Raw genomic sequence first — 19,040 nt, 5'->3', positions numbered from 1 at the left:
AAAAGGCATGAACTCACTACGATATGAGCTCATGCCTTTTTCTATTCTTATTTTTTTATGGATTCTTTCTTTGTTAACTGAAGTGCTTTTTTAATATCTTTAAACGATGAAGATTTTCCATACATCAAAACGCCACCTCGGTAAACTCGAGCACCAAACACAGCGAGTAAGCCAATGGTTGCAACGAGTAAGCCAATGGAAAGCGCAATTTCCCACACCGGCACTGTTAGCATTCCAACACGCAAAAACATAATCATTGGTGCAAAAAACGGAATAAATGACGTGATAGTAATAAATGACGCTTCAGGCTTCCCTAAACCAAACATAGCAATCATAAATGCTGCTACAATTACAAGCGTCATCGGTGTAATCATTTGCTGTACATCTTCAATACGGCTAACAAGCGACCCCAAAAACGCAGCTAGGGTTGCAAATAAGAGATAACCTAGAATAAAGAAAACGAATGCATACACAAACGTCTGAATCGGTACATCTGAAAACCCTAGGAAATCAGAAAGTTCGCTGGAACTTCCTTGTAAAGACATATAGCCGACCGCAGCAATAATTGTAAACTGAGTCAAGCTTAATAACGCAATCCCTGCAATTTTTGCAAACATTTGCTTTACTGGAGAAACGCTGGACACGAGAATTTCCATCACTCGTGATGACTTTTCAGTTGCAACTTCCATCGCAATCATGCTGCCGTACATAATAACGGAGAAATAAATAACGAACAGTAAGACGTACACAAGTCCCCTAGCTTGACTTAGTTCTTCCTCTGTTTTGGCATTATCTACTAACGCTTCTTTTTCAAATGCAACTGGACTATAAATCTCTTCAATCTGCTGAGGGTCTAAATCGACCTTCTGAGTAGCATAAGCAACTTTCATTTGTTGAAGTCCCTGCTGTAAGGACGTCGCAACCGCAGATTCTGCTAAAGAGTTTGACTTGTAAACACCTTGTGGTAGCTCTTCGCTATTGATTGATAGCTGAAGATACCCTTCAATCTCTTCGTCTTTGACCTGTTTCTTAGCTTCTGACTCCGACTTAATTTCTTTTAGCGCTAAGTCTTCATCAATAAGTTTCATATTTTCCTTGAATGTGCTGTACGCCTCTTCGGATTCACTGAGAACTCCCACAGTCGTTTGCTCGTCATTATCAAAAGCTTTAATAATTGTATCTAAGTTCGTAATTCCTAATAAAAGCAGGACTGTAATAGCAGTCGTAATGATAAACGATTTTGTCTTAAGCTTGTTTAAATACGTATGCGCTACAATGATCCAAAATTTATTCATACGAAGCACCTACCTTTTCAATGAAAATATCATTTAGAGAAGGTTCTTCTACAATAAATTTTCGCACAAATGAAAAGTCTGCCAGCTCTTTGAAAATAGCTTGAGAGACATCCTCATTCTCGATTTGCAGATTAACACCTTCAACCGTTTGTTTCATTTTGACAACTCCATCTACAGCTTCTAAGCGTTCAAATGGACCTTCTCCGTGAACGATAACATTCTTCTTACCAAAAGAGCGTTTAATGTCCCCTAGCTTGCCGTGCACAACAGGCTGACCATGGTGCATGATGCATAAATGCTCACAAAGTTCTTCCACGTGTTCCATACGGTGACTTGAAAAGACGATTGTTGTTCCTCGCTCTTTTAAATCAATGACCGCTGACTTGAGGAGCTCAACATTAACTGGATCCAGCCCGCTAAACGGTTCATCTAAAATAAGCAGTTCTGGACGGTGAATCACTGATGCGATGAACTGGATTTTTTGTTGATTTCCTTTTGACAACTCTTCTACTTTTTTATTGGCGTAGTCAGGTACGTTAAAACGCTTCAACCAATAATCCATTTCTTTTAAAATATCATTCTTGTTCATCCCTCGTAGTTTACCAAGATAAACAAGCTGATCTCGCACTTTTAGCTTTGGGTACAACCCTCGCTCTTCTGGTAAATAACCAACGATATTGCTTGTTTCATATGTAATCGGTGCACCCTTCCACGTAATGGTTCCCGCCGACTGTTCAATCAAGCCTAATACCATTCGAAACGTTGTTGTTTTCCCTGCACCATTAGCCCCTAAAAATCCAAATATCTCACCTTTTGGAATATGTAACGATAAATTGTTCACGGCTGTAAATGAGCCGTATTGCTTTGACACATCCGTCAATAACAGAGACATATTTCTCCTCCTTTTAATAAATTACTTCGCTAACTATCCCTTGAACCAACAGCCTAGTCACCAGTAAAGAAACAGGATAATAGAAATGAATAAAAAGTTTTAAACAAACCGAAGTTTAAATGTTTTTATCACTTACTAATCTACTTATCCTTGGCGACGTGCTGAAAAAATCACTCAGTTAGACCTACTTCTTATTGTATGGAAATTTTATGTAGTTGTAAACCGAAGCAGGAGTTTTCAATATAAACTTCGAATTTTAATAAAGTGAACAGATATCCATTTTCTAAAGGAGAGGTCTTCATGACAATGTATACGCTAACAGTTTTTGAAAAAGACGGAGAAAAACTATTGGATGAAACGTTTGAAGCTGCAAGTGAACTTGATGCAAAAGAAATTGGAATGAGTAAACTAACGGAGCTAAATTACCATGAAAAAACGCACCGATGCGTACAAGCTAACGGGAAGCTTGTATTATTTCATCGTTAAAATAAAAAGAGTTTGGGACATAACAAAATGATGGCTTCTAAAAGACGAACACTAGCTGTTCCCATCTCTTTGGTTTGTCTCAACTCGTTCGTTCCATTGCGCTACGGCCACTCGCTTTCCGCGGGGAGGAACCTGAGCTTTCTCGCTGCGCTGCGGGATCTCCGTTTTCCCTCTCTTTCCCGCAGGAGTCGAGTGTCTCACGCTCCATTCCACCCTGTTTCCAACATTGTTTTCACAATCAACCAAAAAACCTGAACGATTAAAAGTTATGAACTCTCAATCGTTCAGGTATAGTAGAGGCTGAACTACTTATGTCTCAGTCTCTTTTTTATTCACTTTACAGCTTCTTTTAATTCTTTACCTGCTTTAAATGCTGGTACTTTAGAAGCTGGAATTTGCATTTCTTCACCAGTTTGTGGGTTGCGCCCTGTACGAGCTGCGCGCTCACGAACTTCAAATGTACCGAAGCCGATAAGCTGAATTTTTTCACCTTGACCTAATGTTGTAGAAATTGTGTCTAATAGTGCATCTACTGCTTTTGATGCGTCTGCTTTTGTTAATTCCGATTTTGAAGCTACTGCATTTACTAAATCTGTTTTATTCATCTTTCAATCACCTCATTAATTTCTATTATTATCTTTTGATACCACTGATGCTAATTTTTTAAACATGCTCTATCTACATGATAGACAAAAACACTTGCTTTTAAACTAGTTCACTTAATTTTCGGAAATATCTTTTGAACGCTGATTAAACACCGGCAAACGTTTCGCCAAAAATGCTTCAATCCCCTCTTTATGATCATCACTTTGGCTCATGCTAAACTGACTTCTTTTCTCTAACTGTAATACAGTCTTCAGCTCTTCAATTGACGTTTCAACGAAAATTCGTTTCGTCTCTTTTAAAGCAAGCGCTGGCTTTTTGAGCCAGTATGAAACATAATCTTCTACATGCTTCGCCAAATCTCCTTCTTTTATTTCATCAATTATCCCAATTTTATACGCTTTTTCTGCTGATAGCGTTTCCCCCCGCCAAATAAGCTGTTTTGCACGGTGATTACCGAGGCGTTTTGCTAATAAGAAGTGGCCTCCTCCATCTGGAATAAGTCCGATTCCAATAAAATTCATAGCAATCTTAGCATCTTTTTGCGCAATGATATAATCACTCGCGAGCGCAATGCTAAGCCCTAAGCCAGCCGCTGCTCCGTGAATAGCGCTAATGGTAAGCTGAGGAAGCGTGTATAACCTTAGCGTCACTTCATTGATTAAATCCATTACCTTACGAAATGAGTTTGCTCTGTTTGGATCCAGCATCATTTTGATATCACCACCTGCAGAAAATACGTTTCCTTTTCCTTGCAAGACGACAATATCTGCTTGGCTCTCTTCTACTTCTTTTAAGCATTGAACAAGCTGTTGCAGCACTTCTATATTGAGAGCATTTAATGATTCCGGTCGATTTAAAGATAAAATAGCCACGCGTTCTTTCATTTCTAATTCAACAACTTTTAAATTTACAGTCATCTTCCTTCACCCTTTCAATTCATAGCGTTCTAGTACTTTTTCACGAAGTGCTCGTTTTAGAAATTTACCGACGGTTGTTTTTGGAATTTCATCCATAAAAATCACATCGTCTGGAAGCCACCATTTCGCAAATTGAGGCGAAAGGAAAGTTAAAATATCTTCCTTGGTTACTTGTGCTGTATATCCTTCTTTTAAAACGACGCACGCCACTGGGCGCTCTTGCCATTTTTCATGAGGTACAGCAATAACCGATGCTTCAAAGACACCTTCATGCCCCATCAATGCATTCTCAATGTCGACCGATGAAATCCATTCTCCACCGCTTTTAATCAAGTCTTTTGTACGATCAACAATTTTAATAAAACCTTCTTCATCAACTGTAACCACGTCTCCTGTATATAACCAACCATCTTTAAACGCTTCGCTCGTACGGTCATCTTCACAGTATTCTGAAGCAATCCAAGGTCCCCTGAGCAAGAGCTCCCCCATTTCATTACCATCCCAATCTACTTCTCCATTCTGACCGATTACTTTCATTTCAACGCCAGGAACAAGGAATCCTTGCTTAGCTTTTAACGCTAATCGCTCGGGAGCAGACTTCTCTTCTTGATAACTTTTTAATCTAGATATCGTGACAAGGGGACTGGTTTCCGTCATGCCGTACGCATGCATAAATGGAATATTAAACTTTTCTTCAAAACGCTGAATAACGCTCAGCGGTGCCGCAGACCCTCCGCATAAAAACGCACGCACATGACTGGTATCATACTCACCTTTTTCAAGCTCTTGCAGCAAACCTAGCCATATTGTTGGTACTCCAGCTGCAATCGTCACTTTTTCATTTTGAATCATCTCCGCTAAGATAGTCGGAGTGAAAAAAGCTCCCGGCATTACAAGGGTTGTGCCAAGCCAAACAGCAGCAAACGGTAAGCCCCATGCATTAACGTGGAACATTGGAACTACCGGCATAGCAATATCAGCTTCAGACAGCTCTGCACCATCTCTTAATCCGAGTGCCATGCAATGCAAATAAATGCCTCGATGTGAGTAAACAACGCCTTTTGGCTTACCTGTGGTAGCGGAAGTGTAGCAGATTCCTGCTGGCTCTTCTTCTTGAATATCTGAAAGAAAAGCAAACGTTTCATCTCCACGCTTTAGCAGCTCTTCGTAATGATAAATTGGCTTTACACTACTTTCAGGGAGCGAGGGTTCGTCAGACATAATAATATAAGCTTCTACGTGAGGTAATTCTTGGTGGATTTTTTCAAAGAGCGGTAAAAAGCACTCATCAATTAAAAGTACTTTATCTTTTGCATGATTAATAACATAAATAATTTGCTGAGGATCTAAGCGAATATTAATCGTGTGCAACACGGCACCGATTCCTGGAATTGCAAAATAAGCTTCTAAATGGCGATGATGATTCCAAGCAAACGTTCCAACACGGTCACCTCGTTCTACTCCCAGCTCTACTAGCATGGAAGACAATTTTCGCGTTCTCTTTCCCGTTTCTTCATAGGTAAAACGTTCCATACCTTTTGTGGACCTTGAAATAACCTCCTTCTTCTTAAAAAACGTCTCTGCTCGCTCCATCATTGAAGGAATCGTTAATTGTACATTCATCATTGAACAGCACCTCACTTATTTTTAGAAAACGTTTGCAACAAATTATATATTCAATCGTCTTCGACATATTTCCTTCTCTTTATGCAAATTAAAAAACTGCCATGTATTTTCGGAATAAATACACGGCAGTTTCTATTAAACATTGAATAAATCAGTTAGAATTTTAATTTTTTCTTCTGTATAATGCTTAAACCCATCATTATATGACTTCGGATCTTTCGGATTAGCAAAACGCGTAATCACACCTGTCTTTGGATGAACAAATTTACTAGAAGCCCCGCAACCTAATCCAATAATCGTCTGTTTCTCTTCCATAATCATGATATTATAGATACTCTCTTGGCCTGGAAAAGCATAGCCCACATTTTCAAGATTACCTAAAATATTTTTTTGGCGATATAGATAGTAAGGCTTATAGCCGTTTTCTTTTGTCCACTCTGTTGCCATATCCATCATTTGGCTGATTTCATAACGATCAGCCACTTTATATTTACGCTTATTTTGCGTCATTTCAGATGCACGCTTAAAGGAAAGCGTATGAACCGTCAGCGATTCAGGCAACAGCTTCTGTGATTCTTTTAACGTATGTGAGAACTCCGTTACGCCTTCATTTGGTAACCCAATAATCAAATCCATATTAATATTGTTCATGTTCATTTCACGAGATAAATGGAATTTTTCAATCGTCTCTTCAACCGTATGATGACGCCCAATTGCTTTTAACGTCTCTTGCGTATACGACTGTGGATTGACGCTAATGCGGTCGATATTCCATTTTTGCAGCACTTTTAACTTATCAGCTGTAATGGTATCAGGGCGCCCTGCTTCCACCGTAATTTCACGAATGTTTTTCACATCAGGAAAAGATTCATACATTTCTTCATACAGCATGTCCATTTCCTCAGCAGTAATGCTTGTTGGCGTCCCTCCACCGTAATAAACAGTTGTAATTTTGATATTGTTTTCTTTTAACCATTTTCCAATTTCACGCATTTCGTAGTGAAGGCCACCCAGAAATGAATTAACCGAACCTTGACGCCCGTTAATCGCATAAGCAGGAAACGTGCAGTATGCGCACTTTGTCGGACAAAAAGGAATGCCAATATAAATGCTTACTTCACCAGATAACTCATGAAGATCAGGAACAGCGGCTAGTTGGCGATCGACGATATCCTGCATCAGCTGAATTTTATCGTCCGTAATTAAATACTGCTCTTTCAACTCCTGGTGAGCTTCTTCTTTTGTTTTTCCAGCTTGAAGCTTCATATGAAGAAGCTTTGTTGGACGAATTCCCGTTAGAACTCCCCACTTTTGTACGATATTCGTATATTCTTGGAGCACAGATAAAAAGACGCGGAGGACAACATTTTTCACTTGCTTGAACTGTTCTTTTTCAGATAAACCTACTAAGTTTGGCTTTGATAGTTCTTCTTTATATACTTTATCATGGTCTCGAGCCTTTAAAGCAATATGTGCTGAAATCTGCTCATTGACAGTTAGTGTAAACGTAATTTGTAGGTCTTCTTCTTGATTTGAAGTAAAAGAAACATCGCTCTCTTCAAAGAATAAGTCAGAAATGAGCTGAAGCGGTCGAAGAAATCGTTCGTCTTCTAACCCTTGAACATATATTTTCACGATAATCACCTTTCAATTTTAAACATAGATAAGCTTCTATCAGTTTACAGAACATCAATGACTCGGTCAATTGCTGCTAAATTAAAAAACGAATTATGCCTTTTCTAACATATTTAGGTTATCATAACTAGTTCGTTCCATTGCGCTAGTTCTCTAAAATTGGTTTCACAATCAACAAAAAATCCGAACCATAAAAGAGTCATTACCTCCCAATAGTTCGGATTGATGATTGACTGAAATACTTATGTCCCAGCCTCTATGCCTTAGTTTAGTCTCGTTCCATCAAGCTGGTTCAAGTAACCTAATCGCTGCTGTTTTCTAAACAGCTCTTTAATCATATATGCCACTCCGTTTTCATTGTTTGACCTTGTGACCCAATCGGCCAGCATTTTGAGATTTGTTGGCGAATGCCCCATAGCTACACCCATACCGGCTTGCTCAATCATTTCGATATCATCATAGCAATTGCCAATTGAAACGACATCTTCCATCGGAATGCCTAGTTGACTTGCTACATAGCGAATACCGGATGCCTTATTCGCTCCTTTTGGCGTAATGTAGCATCGATTTTCGTTGGGGTAAGAAAACCATTCAATGTCCTTCACCGCAGATGCAATGGTTTGTTCTGCATATTCCTTTTCTCTTTTATCTGCAAAATACACTTCAATTTTTGGAGTCGATACTGGCTCATCCCTTAGCGCATCTCCCAATGAGTCTACAAACTGAACAGGATAAAAAAGTGGTTCTCCTGTTTTTAACATCGTTTTAGCCACGATATTATTTGGAAGCTTGACACGATTACCAATTGAAAAGCGTTCATGTAAAATTCGAATATGACAGTTAAAGTTCTCTAACAGTTGAATAAGGTTAAACGTTTTTTCTTCGCTTAATCTTCGGTCTAATACCGGCTTATCAACGGAAGAAGCGATAAACCCTCCACTGTGCGTAATGAGCATTGTTGGATGAATTTTCAAGGACCTTGCAATCTTTCGCGCAGATGGAAAATGGCGATTTGTTACGAGCGTAACGTAGACGCCTTTATTTTTGACGAACTGAATTGCTTCTTTCGTTTCTTTTGTAATACGGCCTTGACTATTTAAAATGGTACCATCAATATTTAACGCCAGTAATCGATATGTCATTGTTAAATCCCTTCCTTCTTAGATGTCTCTCAGCTTATTACCACGTTAGAACGTTGGTATTTATTTAAAAAAACTTGATAATTAGTTATATGAGCATATGACTATAATTAGAAGGGATTAAAATGTGATTTTATCGTACGTTATACGAGATCGTTGATGCTTTTCTGAGCAATAGCCATGTTGGAATAACTGTTAAAACGGCCAATACCGATATTGTACCTAGGTTAGGAGTGACCTGAAACGAGTCATTTATTGTGACAAACAGTTCAACAATCCAGTCTCTTGTAGTTGAAAATAAAAACAGCCCAAATAGAAAAGCAATGACACTTGCTCCTCCAATCAAACCCGTTCGGTAAAAGACGCTTCCTAACAAAAGCCCCGCTGATAGCAAAAAGAAACAAAGAATGCAATCAAATAGAAGTTGGTTATACCAAGTAGAATTCATAGTAGTAGCTTCAATGGTACTAAAAATCCTGACCTGTGTAGATGTAATGTCAATGACTAGACGAAATAGTGCATTTACAAAAGCTTGAATAATGGATATCCCCGCCGCTAACAGTATGTTGAATAAAAAAACGCTTGTTAAAAAACTTTTTCGCGTCATGCCCATTTTAATACAAAAAGGTAGCGACTCTTTCACCATTACAAACCCTGCAATCCCGCAGAAAATAAGGATTGGTAAGCTTGGTGATACGACCATAACAGAAGTATCAGCAGCCGTCGTAATTGTTAAAATAGCCAAGATGCTCCCAATAAAAATGCCCCAAAAGATCAAAATTGACGAGCGATGGTCAAGAAATAAATAATACAGCATTGCTTTTGTATCTTTAAACATAAAGCTTTCCACTCCTGTTCTCTTCTGTGAGATAAACCATCAACTGCTGAACGTTAATACTCTCAATCGTTAATCTATGCTCACCTACTTCAGCAAGGTTATATGGTCCTCCAAACAACACTGCTGATTTTCTACCTGCGATAACAGATTGATGGATGACGTTTTGGTTTTTAATAAAAGCGTCAACTACATCTTCTTTCCCGCTAATATGAAGAGCCTTATTCATCATATTTTCTGCTGTTTCATGCAGCAACTTCTGTCCTTTTTGAATAACGACTACTTCTTCAAATAAATTGCTTACTTCATCAATTAGATGGGTAGATAGAATAATCGTTCGTGGCTTTTCTTGATATGCTTCCAAAATCAAGTCGTAAAACAAATAGCGTGCCGACGCATCTAAGCCGATGTATGGTTCATCGAAAATGGTAAGCGGTGCTTGACTAGCCAAGCCAATTGTAATACCTAAAGCAGACTCCATTCCTTTTGATAAACCTTTGGTACTCATTTTGCCACTAAGATTAAAGCGTGCTAATAAGTCATTAGCAACCTCTTGTGACCAGTTTGGATACACAAGAGATGACACCTTCAAGACATCTTTAATTTTAAGCTTTTTCTTGAAGTTGTTATTTTCACTAATAAAGCAAATATTCTTCAAAACCTCACGATTTTCAAAAGGTGATAGCCCCTCAACTTTTACCTCACCATCAGTTGGCGTTATGTGTCCTGCTAGCATTTGCATAAGCGTGGTTTTTCCTGCTCCATTTCGTCCAAGCAGACCATAGATCTTATTAGCTTCTAGACTTAAACTTAAGTCATTTAATGCTTTTTTCTCCCCAAACGTTTTTGTAACGTGTTCAACCGTAATATTCACCCTTATTCCTCCCTCTTTAATAAAGACTGTAGTTCTTCAAGTTGAATTCCTAACTTTTCAGCTTCCTGCTTTAGCGGGACAATATATTGATTAAAAAATGCTTTTTTTCGCTTTTCTAAAATAATACTCTTAGCTCCATCTGCTACAAACATCCCTACGCCCCTTTTTTTAAACAAAATCTCTTGGTCAACAAGCTGGTTAACCCCTTTAGCAGCAGTGGCTGGATTAATTTGATAGTACTTGGCAAACTCATTCGTAGAAGGAACGCGATCACCTTCCTGAATGGATCCGTCCAAAATACTTGTTTCAACCTGCTCTGCAATCTGCTGGAAAATTGGCAGATCCTCTCTTAATTTAAAATCCATACGACCACCTTCTAAGTTAATTGGTTAGTTACTAATGTAACTAACTATATAACATATGTATTTATTTGTAAATAAGTTCCTGTTATTTTTTTGAAATTTTTGCATGTACATGATCAAGCCCCTATCTTCTAGCAAAAAGGTACAAAGATGAGTGCTTCTTTTCCTATAACAGAAGCTGGTGATTGAAACGAAGGATGCGTGACTCTTATGGGACTAGCGAGGCTGCTTGAGACCCCGCAGGAGCGTAGTGACGAGGAGGCTCAACGCTCGCCCCGTGGAAAGCAAGCAATCCGGAGTGAAGATCAACCTTTTTGCATGTGTTCCTTCTATACAAAAAAGCGACTAGAACTAAAATTAGTTCTAATCGCTTTGATTTTTTAAGCTATTATTCAGCGTATAACTCTTCTAATGGCTTCATGATAACTTTGTTTAGCTCACCGATTACCATGCTCATACGTTGCTCAGCTTCCATTAACTTCGCGATATTTTCATCTTGTTGAACAATCGCTACTGTTTGCTGTGCTCGTTGAACTTCTTCTTCCGTAATCTCTTGACCCGTCATTTGTTTTTGCTGTAACTCCATTTGTAATGTACGAAAGCGCTCAAATAATTGTTTTGAACCTTCGTCATTGTTTACAGCCCCATACAGGCTCTTTAGATTTGTATAATCGTCGCTTTGACGAATGGCTCTTTCTAATTCATTTGCTACATCGTACAAGTTTACAGACATATAAACGTCCTCCTAAATTTTTTTACTATAATCATCTTCCCAACTACTATAACAAATTATGGCGAGAAATTCAGCTTAAGACCTTTATTTCTCAAAATCAATCAAATAAAGTAAAAGCTCAATTAGTAAGATCGTTTTTTCTCTCTTGAAGTAAATACTTAAGCAATAAACAGAGCAATAACTCCTTGAACCACTCCAATTATCCCTCCAAGTAACGCTCCTAGATACGTAATCATCTTAAACTCACGTTTTGAAATCCCTAAAATCAATTCCTCAATGCGCTCCACTGAAAACGACTCTACCTGTTCACGAACAATATCTTCTAATTTAAGCTGGCTCATTAACGAATCAATGCGCTCTACTAAAAAATCCCCTGCTTTTTCAACGACTACCGGAACAACCTTCTGCACATACGAATGAGCAGGTGCCACAAGCTCAGAAACAGGCTTCGCAAATAAGGTATCTACCGATATAGTTCGATCAACAATACTCTGAATGCCTTCTAACATTGTTTCTCTGCCAATAAACTCTTCCGCTTCATCCACCGTCTTCTCTTGCAGCTTCTTCCACTCTTTTTCAATCAAGCTTTCAAAAAGCTCACTCGTTCCTTCATGCTTGAAAAACTTAATAATTTCTGGCTGGACCTTATCGATGACTTTTGTATTTCCAAGAAACATTTGAATCATGTTTCCAAGCATCCCTTTTTTCATTAAAAAGTCATCAATCATGCGTTCTAAGCGACGTTTTCCCTCTTCGCTTTCAAAATACTCCACCGCTTTTTCACAAATTTGCTTTGCGATAACAGGAATGACTTGATCTACCTTTTGCTTTGTTCCCTCACTTAATAAAGAAGAAAGTGACTCACCTGATTTGCTCGTCATAAACTCAATATACTTCTTTTCTACAAGCTTACGAACAGCGTTCTTTGTTTTATCTTGAGCTTCTTTAATACCAATAGCGTCAAGCACCTCGGCTAACGTTTGCTTCGTTGTAAATACCTTTTCAAGCCCGTCATTTGCCATTCGTAATAAGATTTGATGAAAGGCTGGATCTTTTAACTTTCTCTTTAAACTTTCTGGTGTTAATAAATGATCAACCACCGTTTTCCCAAGCTGAACAGCAAGTTCATCTCGCCTTTTTGGAATAAGCCCAGGAGTAAATGGAATTCTTTTCCTAAATAAATATTTGGCTTCGTATGGGTGAAACAACATTTTAATAGCCAAGTGGTTCGTAACACCACCGATGACCGCCCCAATGACGGCCATAATAATGATTGTAATAAACTGTTCCATTATTTTCTTCGACCTTTCTGTAACAAATTCTCTCACATATTCTCTTTGCAAATCATACCATATATCAGCATTCGCCTATAAAATTAAAAAATGAGGACGTATTTATGAACCCTCCATGCGTAATGATTAAAGCATCTCAGTCAAAACTGGGTAAGAATCAGATCTACATGAGTCAGGGACTTTGCCAACAACTTAGCTGCGATACTCATATTACCATCACATTCGGTCGTATGCACCAAGAAGTAAGCATTATACCATTTACAAGCTCTGATTACTCTATTATGTGTTGCAAAACCCTTTTACAAGAATGGGGGCTATTTGAAGACGAAACCGTTCTACGATTTTCTTCTCCATCTAAGGAGGAACTATTAATTGGTCCCGTTATTTGTGTCGTCACGGAAATTAAGTCATCGCTAGATCTCTTTGGAAGTATAACAACCTTCTGTGAAGAGTTTGCATCTCTTAGCGATTTGGAAAACTGCTTCTTTTATGTCAGTACACTAGATGATTTACTTAACGGAACGAAAAAAGGCTATACGCTTCAATATAATTCTTGGGTACTACAAAATGTACCTCTACCAAATGTCATTCATAACCGAATCCATAATCGAAAAACGGAGCATACGGCTAAATTTCAAGAGCTTACTACAAAAGCGATTGAAAATGAAATTCCCTTTTTTAACGCTCACTACTTAAACAAGTGGAAGGTGTTCGAACGCTTGTCTCAAACAGTGCACTTAAACACCTATTTACCCGATACGTATCAGCTCCGGTGTAAGCAAGATCTATTGGATGCACTATCATCTTACCAAACCATTTTTCTAAAACCCATACACGGTAGCCAAGGTAAACATATTTTTAAAATCGCGCACGTCAATGAACAATATCACCTTGATTATACTACGATTGGACACGAGTATAAAAAAGAATACGATTCTGCACACGACGTATTTGAAACTTTATTTCACACGTTAAAAAAACAAGGGTTTATTATCCAAGAAGGAATCGACCTTCAAACATATAAGGGGTGCCCCTTTGACTTTCGTATCCTTTGTCACAAACACTCCCACTCCAAATGGAAAGTAACATCGGTTATAACGCGAGTTTCTCAAAGAGGTTGTTTTGTTTCAAATGTTGCACGTGGAGGAGAAATCTATTCACCCAAACATATACTCACTTCGTTATACGATGAGCATACTGCTAAACATATCATCGCTTTATTAAAAGAGATTGCGCTTGAAATTTGTATTAATTTACCATATCAAGACGAAATTTATGCGGAGTTTGGCATTGACTTAGCTATTGATGCCAACGGGCAGCCTTGGATTATTGAAGTGAATACAAAACCTTCTAAACAAAGTGACGAAGCTTCTCAAACGATTCGTCCATCCACTAAAGCCCTTATGAATTATTGCCTTACCATTACACGTTTTCATTAAGATGAGGAGGTCTTTCTTATGATTTCATTAGGTTTTATTACCATTCATCCCGAACAGGAAGTAGAATATGCAACCAATCTTGCAAAATACGCAGCTGCGTACAATATTGAATTTTATCGATTTACTCCCTTTCAACTTCAGCCGGTATCGCAGAAAATAACAGGATATAAATATAATTCAGAAATAAATGAGTGGCAGTACGATACATTCTCTCTTCCTATGTTTATTTATGATCGATGCTTTTATCGCGGTGATTCCCTCTCTAAAAAAGCTATACCCATTGTCAACTGGCTGAAACAAAATCCAACGATTACGTTCCTTGGATATGGTCTACCAAATAAATGGGATGTTTACACAGAGCTCATAAAAGATGATGACCTGTCTCCTTATCTTCCTTCGACAACTAAAATCACGGCTGAAGAGCAGATAACGCAGCTGTTACGCTTACATGACGCTCTTATTCTAAAACCGATTGCAGGTGCACAAGGAAAAGGAATTGTTAAGCTTGTTCAACGCTTTCGAATCATTGAAGCATCTTTTCATTCCAAAAAAGGTCTTCAAACAAAGCAGTTCACACAGCTAGCGGATTTTCATGCTTGGCTATTTAACATCATGCAAAATGCAACTTATCTCGCTCAGCCTTTCATTCCACTATTATCACTTCAGTACTCTCCTCTTGATGTTCGCGTTTTATTGCAAAAAGATGCAAGCGGAGATTGGAATGAGATTGGAAGAGGCGTTCGAAAAGGAAAAGAAGACTCATTTATTACAAATATTAGCCACGGGGCTTCTATTTCACCATTTGAAGAGTTAATGAAGCGACTTCCACCTCATAAAGCTACATTTATCACAGATGAAATTAGCAGCTTATGTGAACGAATACCGCTTGTGCTAGAAGCTCAGCTCCCTTCTCTTTTTGAACTTGGCTTAGATATTTGTATCTCTAGAGACTATAGCATTTGGCTTCTTGATTTAAATTCAAAGCCTGGAAGAAAAACAATCATTGAAACAACTCCAGAATCTACTGAAAAGATGTATGAAAATGTGATGGCCTACTGCTCATATTTGGCTACTTTACCTTCATCTCAACATAAGGAGTAGAACAATGACGAACTTACTTTTTCAATTAAAAGTGTTACCAGAACAAGAGGATGTACTCTATGTACCATCCTCTCTTTATCATCATCAACTAAACACTATTTATTTCGGTACGTTTTCTTCTATTTGTCAGGTTTACGAAGACCCTGAAGCGGTGAATGAAATCAAAATCTCACAAAACCTGTTGGACTTATTACACCTTCCTATCCATAATGATGTTCACATCTATACCGATGAACATAGCATCTATATCGGTCCTTTAATCGGCATACTATCAGCAGGATTTACCGGTTCGTTATTACGCCCAATCGGCAAACGATCTTTATTGTTTGCAAAGCTTTTGTCAACTGCTTCCATTACGGGAGGAATTCCATTTTTATTTGGCATTCATCATATTCAATGGGATTCTGGCACAATCTTAGGTTATTTTTATACATCAAACGGCTGGGAACAACGTGAAGTTCCTCTTCCAAACGTAATTTACAATCGATTACCGAATCGAAAAACAGAAAGCCTTGATGCCTTTCAAACGATTAAAGAAAAATTAGCCGATGAATATCAAATTCCACTCTTTAATCCTAACTTCTTTAACAAATGGACGGTCCACACCCTGCTACAGAAAGATGCGACGGTAAGAGATTTCTTACCTTATACAATTGATGCACCTAGCCTCGAGCAGCTGTCTGAGATGTTAGAACAGTACGAATCAGTCTATTTAAAGCCAAAAAACGGTAGTCTCGGACGTGGTATTTATACACTTTCTTATTGTTCTACTCAGCACGTTTATCAAATTTGTTTTAAAGAAGAGAAACTCATAAAAAAAACACATGCTTCGTTAGCTGTCTTAGTCGATGAAATATTTAAAACAAACGAGCGCGAACACTACATTGCACAGCAAGCAATCCCACTATTTAAAAAGGATAACCGAATTGTTGATTTTCGCGTCCATACGAATAAAAATTTACACAATGAATGGGAACTATCTGCCATTGCAGCAAAAATTAGCGGTGGCGAAACGGTCACGACGCACATGACAAACGGAGGGGAAATTGAATCCTTACAGCGGGTTTTTACGAATCCAGAAACACGAAAGAAAACAGAAAAGCTATTAGAAAGTACGGCTCTTCTCATCAGCTTAGCATTAGATCACCAGGTAGAAGGCCTTATTGGTGAAATCGGATTCGACTTCGGCGTTGATACGAGAGGAAACGTGTGGATGTTTGAAGCTAACTCAAAACCAGGTCGTTCTATCTTCTTACACCCATCTCTACGAAAAGAAGATCAATATACAAGAAAGCTGTCGTTAGAATATGCCATTTTCTTGTCAAAGCAAGCCATTTTATCCCTTGAGGCTTCATATCCATGATTACTGTTTCTTACAGTAAAACAGACGACACTTGGTATCATCAAGAAGCACATTCCTCCTACGTATGGGGTTCACAAAACATCGAGCTTCCTGTTAAGCTTGAACCTACTGAGGCTTCCGTTCGCTTGCGAACTAGAGGAAATAAAGCAGGTCCCATAATTGGGATTGTTACGAGCAGCGCTGTTTTAAACAGCTTGAACCAGAAGCAACACCTCTACTTCAAGGAAATCCATCGAGCGCTTCAGACAACCGGAGGAATCCTTGTTTTATTTTCTCCTGAACAGTTCTATGAGCGCTACGTATATGGTGTTTATTTTGAGGAGATAAGCGGTGAATGGCGACAAGCCACGCTTCCTCTTCCTGATTTTATCTACAATCGCTTTCCCAATCGCTATACCGAACGTGAAAAACTTAAAGAATTAATGTCTCAAAGCGAGCATCTTCATATTCCTTTTTTTAACACCAGCTTTTTTTCAAAATGGGAAACGTATGAGCTATTATCAAAAAACACCGTTACACAAAAGCACCTCCCTGATACTCGGCTACTTTTATCGATTGAAGATGTACGTATTATGCTTAAAAAACATCAAAAAGTTTACTTAAAACCAATTCATGGTAGCAAAGGGAGAGGAATTTTCACCTTAACAACTCTTCAAGATGGAAGCATTCACTATGAAAGCTCTCGTCAAAAAAAGATTTATTCTTCCCTTGAACATGTGCCTCTCCCTACTCGTTCTTACATTGTCCAAGAAACGATTGAAACCGATACCCTTCAAGACATGCGCTATGACCTTCGCATACTAGCTAATCGCTTTAAGAAGCGATATATCATCAGTGGAATCGGAGTTAGACAAAGCGAGCGTCAGAGTGTAACAACTCACACATTAAATGGAGGAATTCTTAGATCTATTGAGGAGCTACCTTTTGATATAGACACTTCTTTTTTAACATCTCTAATAGATGCATGCGGTCAGCAGCTTCATCAGCATTTTCAATTTGTTGGAGAATTTTCGCTTGATATCGGAAGAACAAAAACCGGTGATTATTATATCTTTGAAATCAACGCAAAGCCGATGATTTTTGATGAACCTCACATTCGATCCATTGGAATTAAGCATCTGATAAGGTTATTCTATAAATTAACGAATTTTTAAAATAGTTGCTTTCCATTTCCTCTTCTCATGATAAGCTTATTAAAAAGCAGTGAAAATGAGAAAGGGGATTTTTTATGATTACACACTTTCGAATCAAGCCTTTGTATCAGCAAAAAGAAATGCCAGGATGGTTTATCTCCTTTTATATAAGCGGTACTTACTACGAAGCGAACTATCTAAAAACAGGAGAAATTCAGTTTAAACATCAACTCTCTCCCGCTATCAATCAAGAGGAAGTTACTTCCCTTATTCATGAACTAATGTTATTTCATGTCTATCAAGACTAGTTAAAAGTACAGAGCAGAAAGGAGTTTCATGATGGAGCAACTAAAAAGCATCTTTGGCAATAAACTACTATATTCAGATGTTCCCTACCACTTTCACCAATATAAATGGTTTCGAAGCGATGAATATCATTTTATTGGAATTGAACAAGACGCACTTTCTGAGAAGGAACTTGCTCTACTCTCAGCGTTTCTTATTCCTTACGAAGCAATGACCACCACGCTGTCAGCAGAACAATCATATTGGTATCAGCTACTATTCGAAGACAAGCCTGCGGTGATAGATGAGCTGGATAAATTCAAGCTTATTCGCTTTACTTACTTTTCAATTAAACGTTTGTTTGAACAACGCACAGAGTTTGAAGATGCCCTTTCATCCATGTATGCAACGCCCATTACCATCTTATGGGACAACTTACAAAGCGGAGTAATTATTGAAAAAGTAGCGGACTCATCAGAATTAACAAGAGATTTACAGGACAGCGTAACAATTTTATCACATGACTTTGAAAGTGATATGCAGTTTTTTGAAGGACAGCTGCACTCTTTTCCTTTCTCACCCTCTCGTGCTTTTCACATGGAGAAAAGCTGGTTTGAACAAGTTCAAAAAGTGTTTGAAAAAGAAAAGGTGATCAAGCTTTCAACGACGCTCCCCTATTGGTTGATTAAAGAGATGTCTCCCGCTGCCAAGGAACAAATGAATACCATTTTATCGTTAATAAAAGATGATGAAACTTTGCTTAACACTGTTAAATGTTATTTAGAGTGCAACCTGAATGTATCACTTGCTGCAAAGAAGCTATACATGCACCGGAACAGCTTGCAGTATCGCATTGATAAGTTTATTGACCGAACGGATTTAGATATTAAAAACTTTCAAGGGGCCGTTTCAGCTTACCTTGCTATCTTAGCAGCTGAGTCTCTAAATCAATAAAATGAAAAGGTTTTCGTAAACATGCACGAAAACCTTTTCATTTTTTTGTGCACATCTTCCATTTACCAGTTTT

The 19,040-nt window shown here is 38.2% G+C and carries 19 protein-coding genes; 7 read left to right on the top strand and 12 right to left on the bottom strand.

Annotated elements, in window-relative coordinates:
- Positions 1-47: 47 nt before the first annotated feature.
- Both A2U94_RS07490 and A2U94_RS07485 read right to left on the bottom strand, forming a co-directional pair.
- On the bottom strand, positions 48-1,295 hold the full coding sequence (locus tag A2U94_RS07490) for an ABC transporter permease (protein ID WP_025907791.1): 1,248 nt from the start codon (positions 1,293-1,295) through the stop codon (positions 48-50).
- Positions 1,288-2,187: an ABC transporter ATP-binding protein gene (locus A2U94_RS07485; RefSeq protein ID WP_025907792.1), complete on the bottom strand. Its 900-nt coding sequence runs from the start codon at positions 2,185-2,187 to the stop codon at positions 1,288-1,290. The genes A2U94_RS07490 and A2U94_RS07485 overlap by 8 nt, the downstream gene beginning before the upstream one ends.
- Before the next feature lie 300 nt (positions 2,188-2,487).
- On the opposite strand from A2U94_RS07485, the gene A2U94_RS07480 reads away from it, so the two are divergent.
- Positions 2,488-2,673 (top strand): YhzD family protein, encoded by a 186-nt coding sequence (locus tag A2U94_RS07480; protein WP_025907793.1) that lies wholly within the window; start codon positions 2,488-2,490, stop codon positions 2,671-2,673.
- A gap of 332 nt (positions 2,674-3,005) precedes the next feature.
- Here the strand turns inward: A2U94_RS07480 and hbs are convergent, their stop codons facing one another.
- From hbs to A2U94_RS07430, 10 genes are all read right to left on the bottom strand, one after another.
- Positions 3,006-3,278 (bottom strand): non-specific DNA-binding protein Hbs, encoded by a 273-nt coding sequence (gene hbs / locus A2U94_RS07475; protein WP_025907794.1) that lies wholly within the window; start codon positions 3,276-3,278, stop codon positions 3,006-3,008.
- A 114-nt stretch (positions 3,279-3,392) separates the two neighbouring features.
- Complete coding sequence (locus A2U94_RS07470) at positions 3,393-4,196, bottom strand: enoyl-CoA hydratase (RefSeq protein ID WP_025907795.1); 804 nt, start codon at positions 4,194-4,196, stop codon at positions 3,393-3,395.
- A gap of 6 nt (positions 4,197-4,202) precedes the next feature.
- Entirely contained in the window at positions 4,203-5,822 is a 1,620-nt protein-coding gene (locus A2U94_RS07465) for a long-chain fatty acid--CoA ligase (protein WP_025907796.1), read from the bottom strand.
- Between the two features lie 135 nt (positions 5,823-5,957).
- The gene (locus tag A2U94_RS07460; protein ID WP_025907797.1) at positions 5,958-7,457 is read right to left on the bottom strand and encodes a coproporphyrinogen III oxidase; all 1,500 of its coding nucleotides are present in this window, start codon (positions 7,455-7,457) and stop codon (positions 5,958-5,960) included.
- A 263-nt stretch (positions 7,458-7,720) separates the two neighbouring features.
- The gene (locus A2U94_RS07455; RefSeq protein ID WP_025907798.1) at positions 7,721-8,599 is read right to left on the bottom strand and encodes a Cof-type HAD-IIB family hydrolase; all 879 of its coding nucleotides are present in this window, start codon (positions 8,597-8,599) and stop codon (positions 7,721-7,723) included.
- 130 nt (positions 8,600-8,729) lie between these two features.
- The gene (locus tag A2U94_RS07450; RefSeq protein ID WP_025907799.1) at positions 8,730-9,434 is read right to left on the bottom strand and encodes a hypothetical protein; all 705 of its coding nucleotides are present in this window, start codon (positions 9,432-9,434) and stop codon (positions 8,730-8,732) included.
- The gene (locus tag A2U94_RS07445) at positions 9,427-10,305 is read right to left on the bottom strand and encodes an ABC transporter ATP-binding protein (protein ID WP_025907800.1); all 879 of its coding nucleotides are present in this window, start codon (positions 10,303-10,305) and stop codon (positions 9,427-9,429) included. The genes A2U94_RS07450 and A2U94_RS07445 overlap by 8 nt, the downstream gene beginning before the upstream one ends.
- A 2-nt stretch (positions 10,306-10,307) precedes the next feature.
- Positions 10,308-10,670 carry a GntR family transcriptional regulator gene (locus tag A2U94_RS07440; protein ID WP_025907801.1) on the bottom strand — a complete coding sequence of 121 codons (363 nt, stop codon included), beginning with the start codon at positions 10,668-10,670 and terminating at the stop codon, positions 10,308-10,310.
- Between the two features lie 385 nt (positions 10,671-11,055).
- On the bottom strand, positions 11,056-11,400 hold the full coding sequence (locus A2U94_RS07435) for a YlbF/YmcA family competence regulator (RefSeq protein WP_025907802.1): 345 nt from the start codon (positions 11,398-11,400) through the stop codon (positions 11,056-11,058).
- Positions 11,401-11,558: 158 nt separating this feature from the next.
- Positions 11,559-12,692, bottom strand: coding sequence for a DUF445 domain-containing protein (locus A2U94_RS07430; RefSeq protein ID WP_062686563.1), 1,134 nt, complete (start codon positions 12,690-12,692; stop codon positions 11,559-11,561).
- Between the two features lie 104 nt (positions 12,693-12,796).
- Between A2U94_RS07430 and A2U94_RS07425 the strand changes: the two genes are divergently transcribed.
- The 6 genes from A2U94_RS07425 to A2U94_RS07400 all read left to right on the top strand — a co-directional run bounded on the left by A2U94_RS07425 (position 12,797) and on the right by A2U94_RS07400 (position 18,967).
- Complete coding sequence (locus A2U94_RS07425) at positions 12,797-14,131, top strand: YheC/YheD family endospore coat-associated protein (RefSeq protein ID WP_062686562.1); 1,335 nt, start codon at positions 12,797-12,799, stop codon at positions 14,129-14,131.
- Between the two features lie 18 nt (positions 14,132-14,149).
- Entirely contained in the window at positions 14,150-15,232 is a 1,083-nt protein-coding gene (locus A2U94_RS07420) for a YheC/YheD family endospore coat-associated protein (protein WP_025907805.1), read from the top strand.
- A gap of 4 nt (positions 15,233-15,236) precedes the next feature.
- On the top strand, positions 15,237-16,595 hold the full coding sequence (locus A2U94_RS07415; RefSeq protein WP_062686561.1) for a YheC/YheD family endospore coat-associated protein: 1,359 nt from the start codon (positions 15,237-15,239) through the stop codon (positions 16,593-16,595).
- On the top strand, positions 16,592-17,749 hold the full coding sequence (locus A2U94_RS07410; RefSeq protein ID WP_062686560.1) for a YheC/YheD family endospore coat-associated protein: 1,158 nt from the start codon (positions 16,592-16,594) through the stop codon (positions 17,747-17,749). Before A2U94_RS07415 ends, A2U94_RS07410 begins: the two co-directional genes overlap by 4 nt.
- Before the next feature lie 74 nt (positions 17,750-17,823).
- A complete protein-coding gene (locus A2U94_RS07405) occupies positions 17,824-18,036 on the top strand; it encodes a DUF5342 family protein (protein WP_025907807.1) in 213 nt (70 codons plus the stop codon).
- Positions 18,037-18,067: 31 nt separating this feature from the next.
- Positions 18,068-18,967, top strand: a complete 900-nt coding sequence (locus A2U94_RS07400) for a PucR family transcriptional regulator (protein WP_025907808.1) — start codon at positions 18,068-18,070, stop codon at positions 18,965-18,967.
- Positions 18,968-19,040 lie beyond the last annotated feature (73 nt).

This window comes from Bacillus sp. VT 712 (assembly GCF_001614195.1).
In the GTDB taxonomy this organism is placed as follows: Bacteria; Bacillota; Bacilli; order Bacillales; family Bacillaceae_H; genus Priestia; species Priestia flexa.
This window is presented reverse-complemented; position numbering and strand designations above follow the sequence as displayed.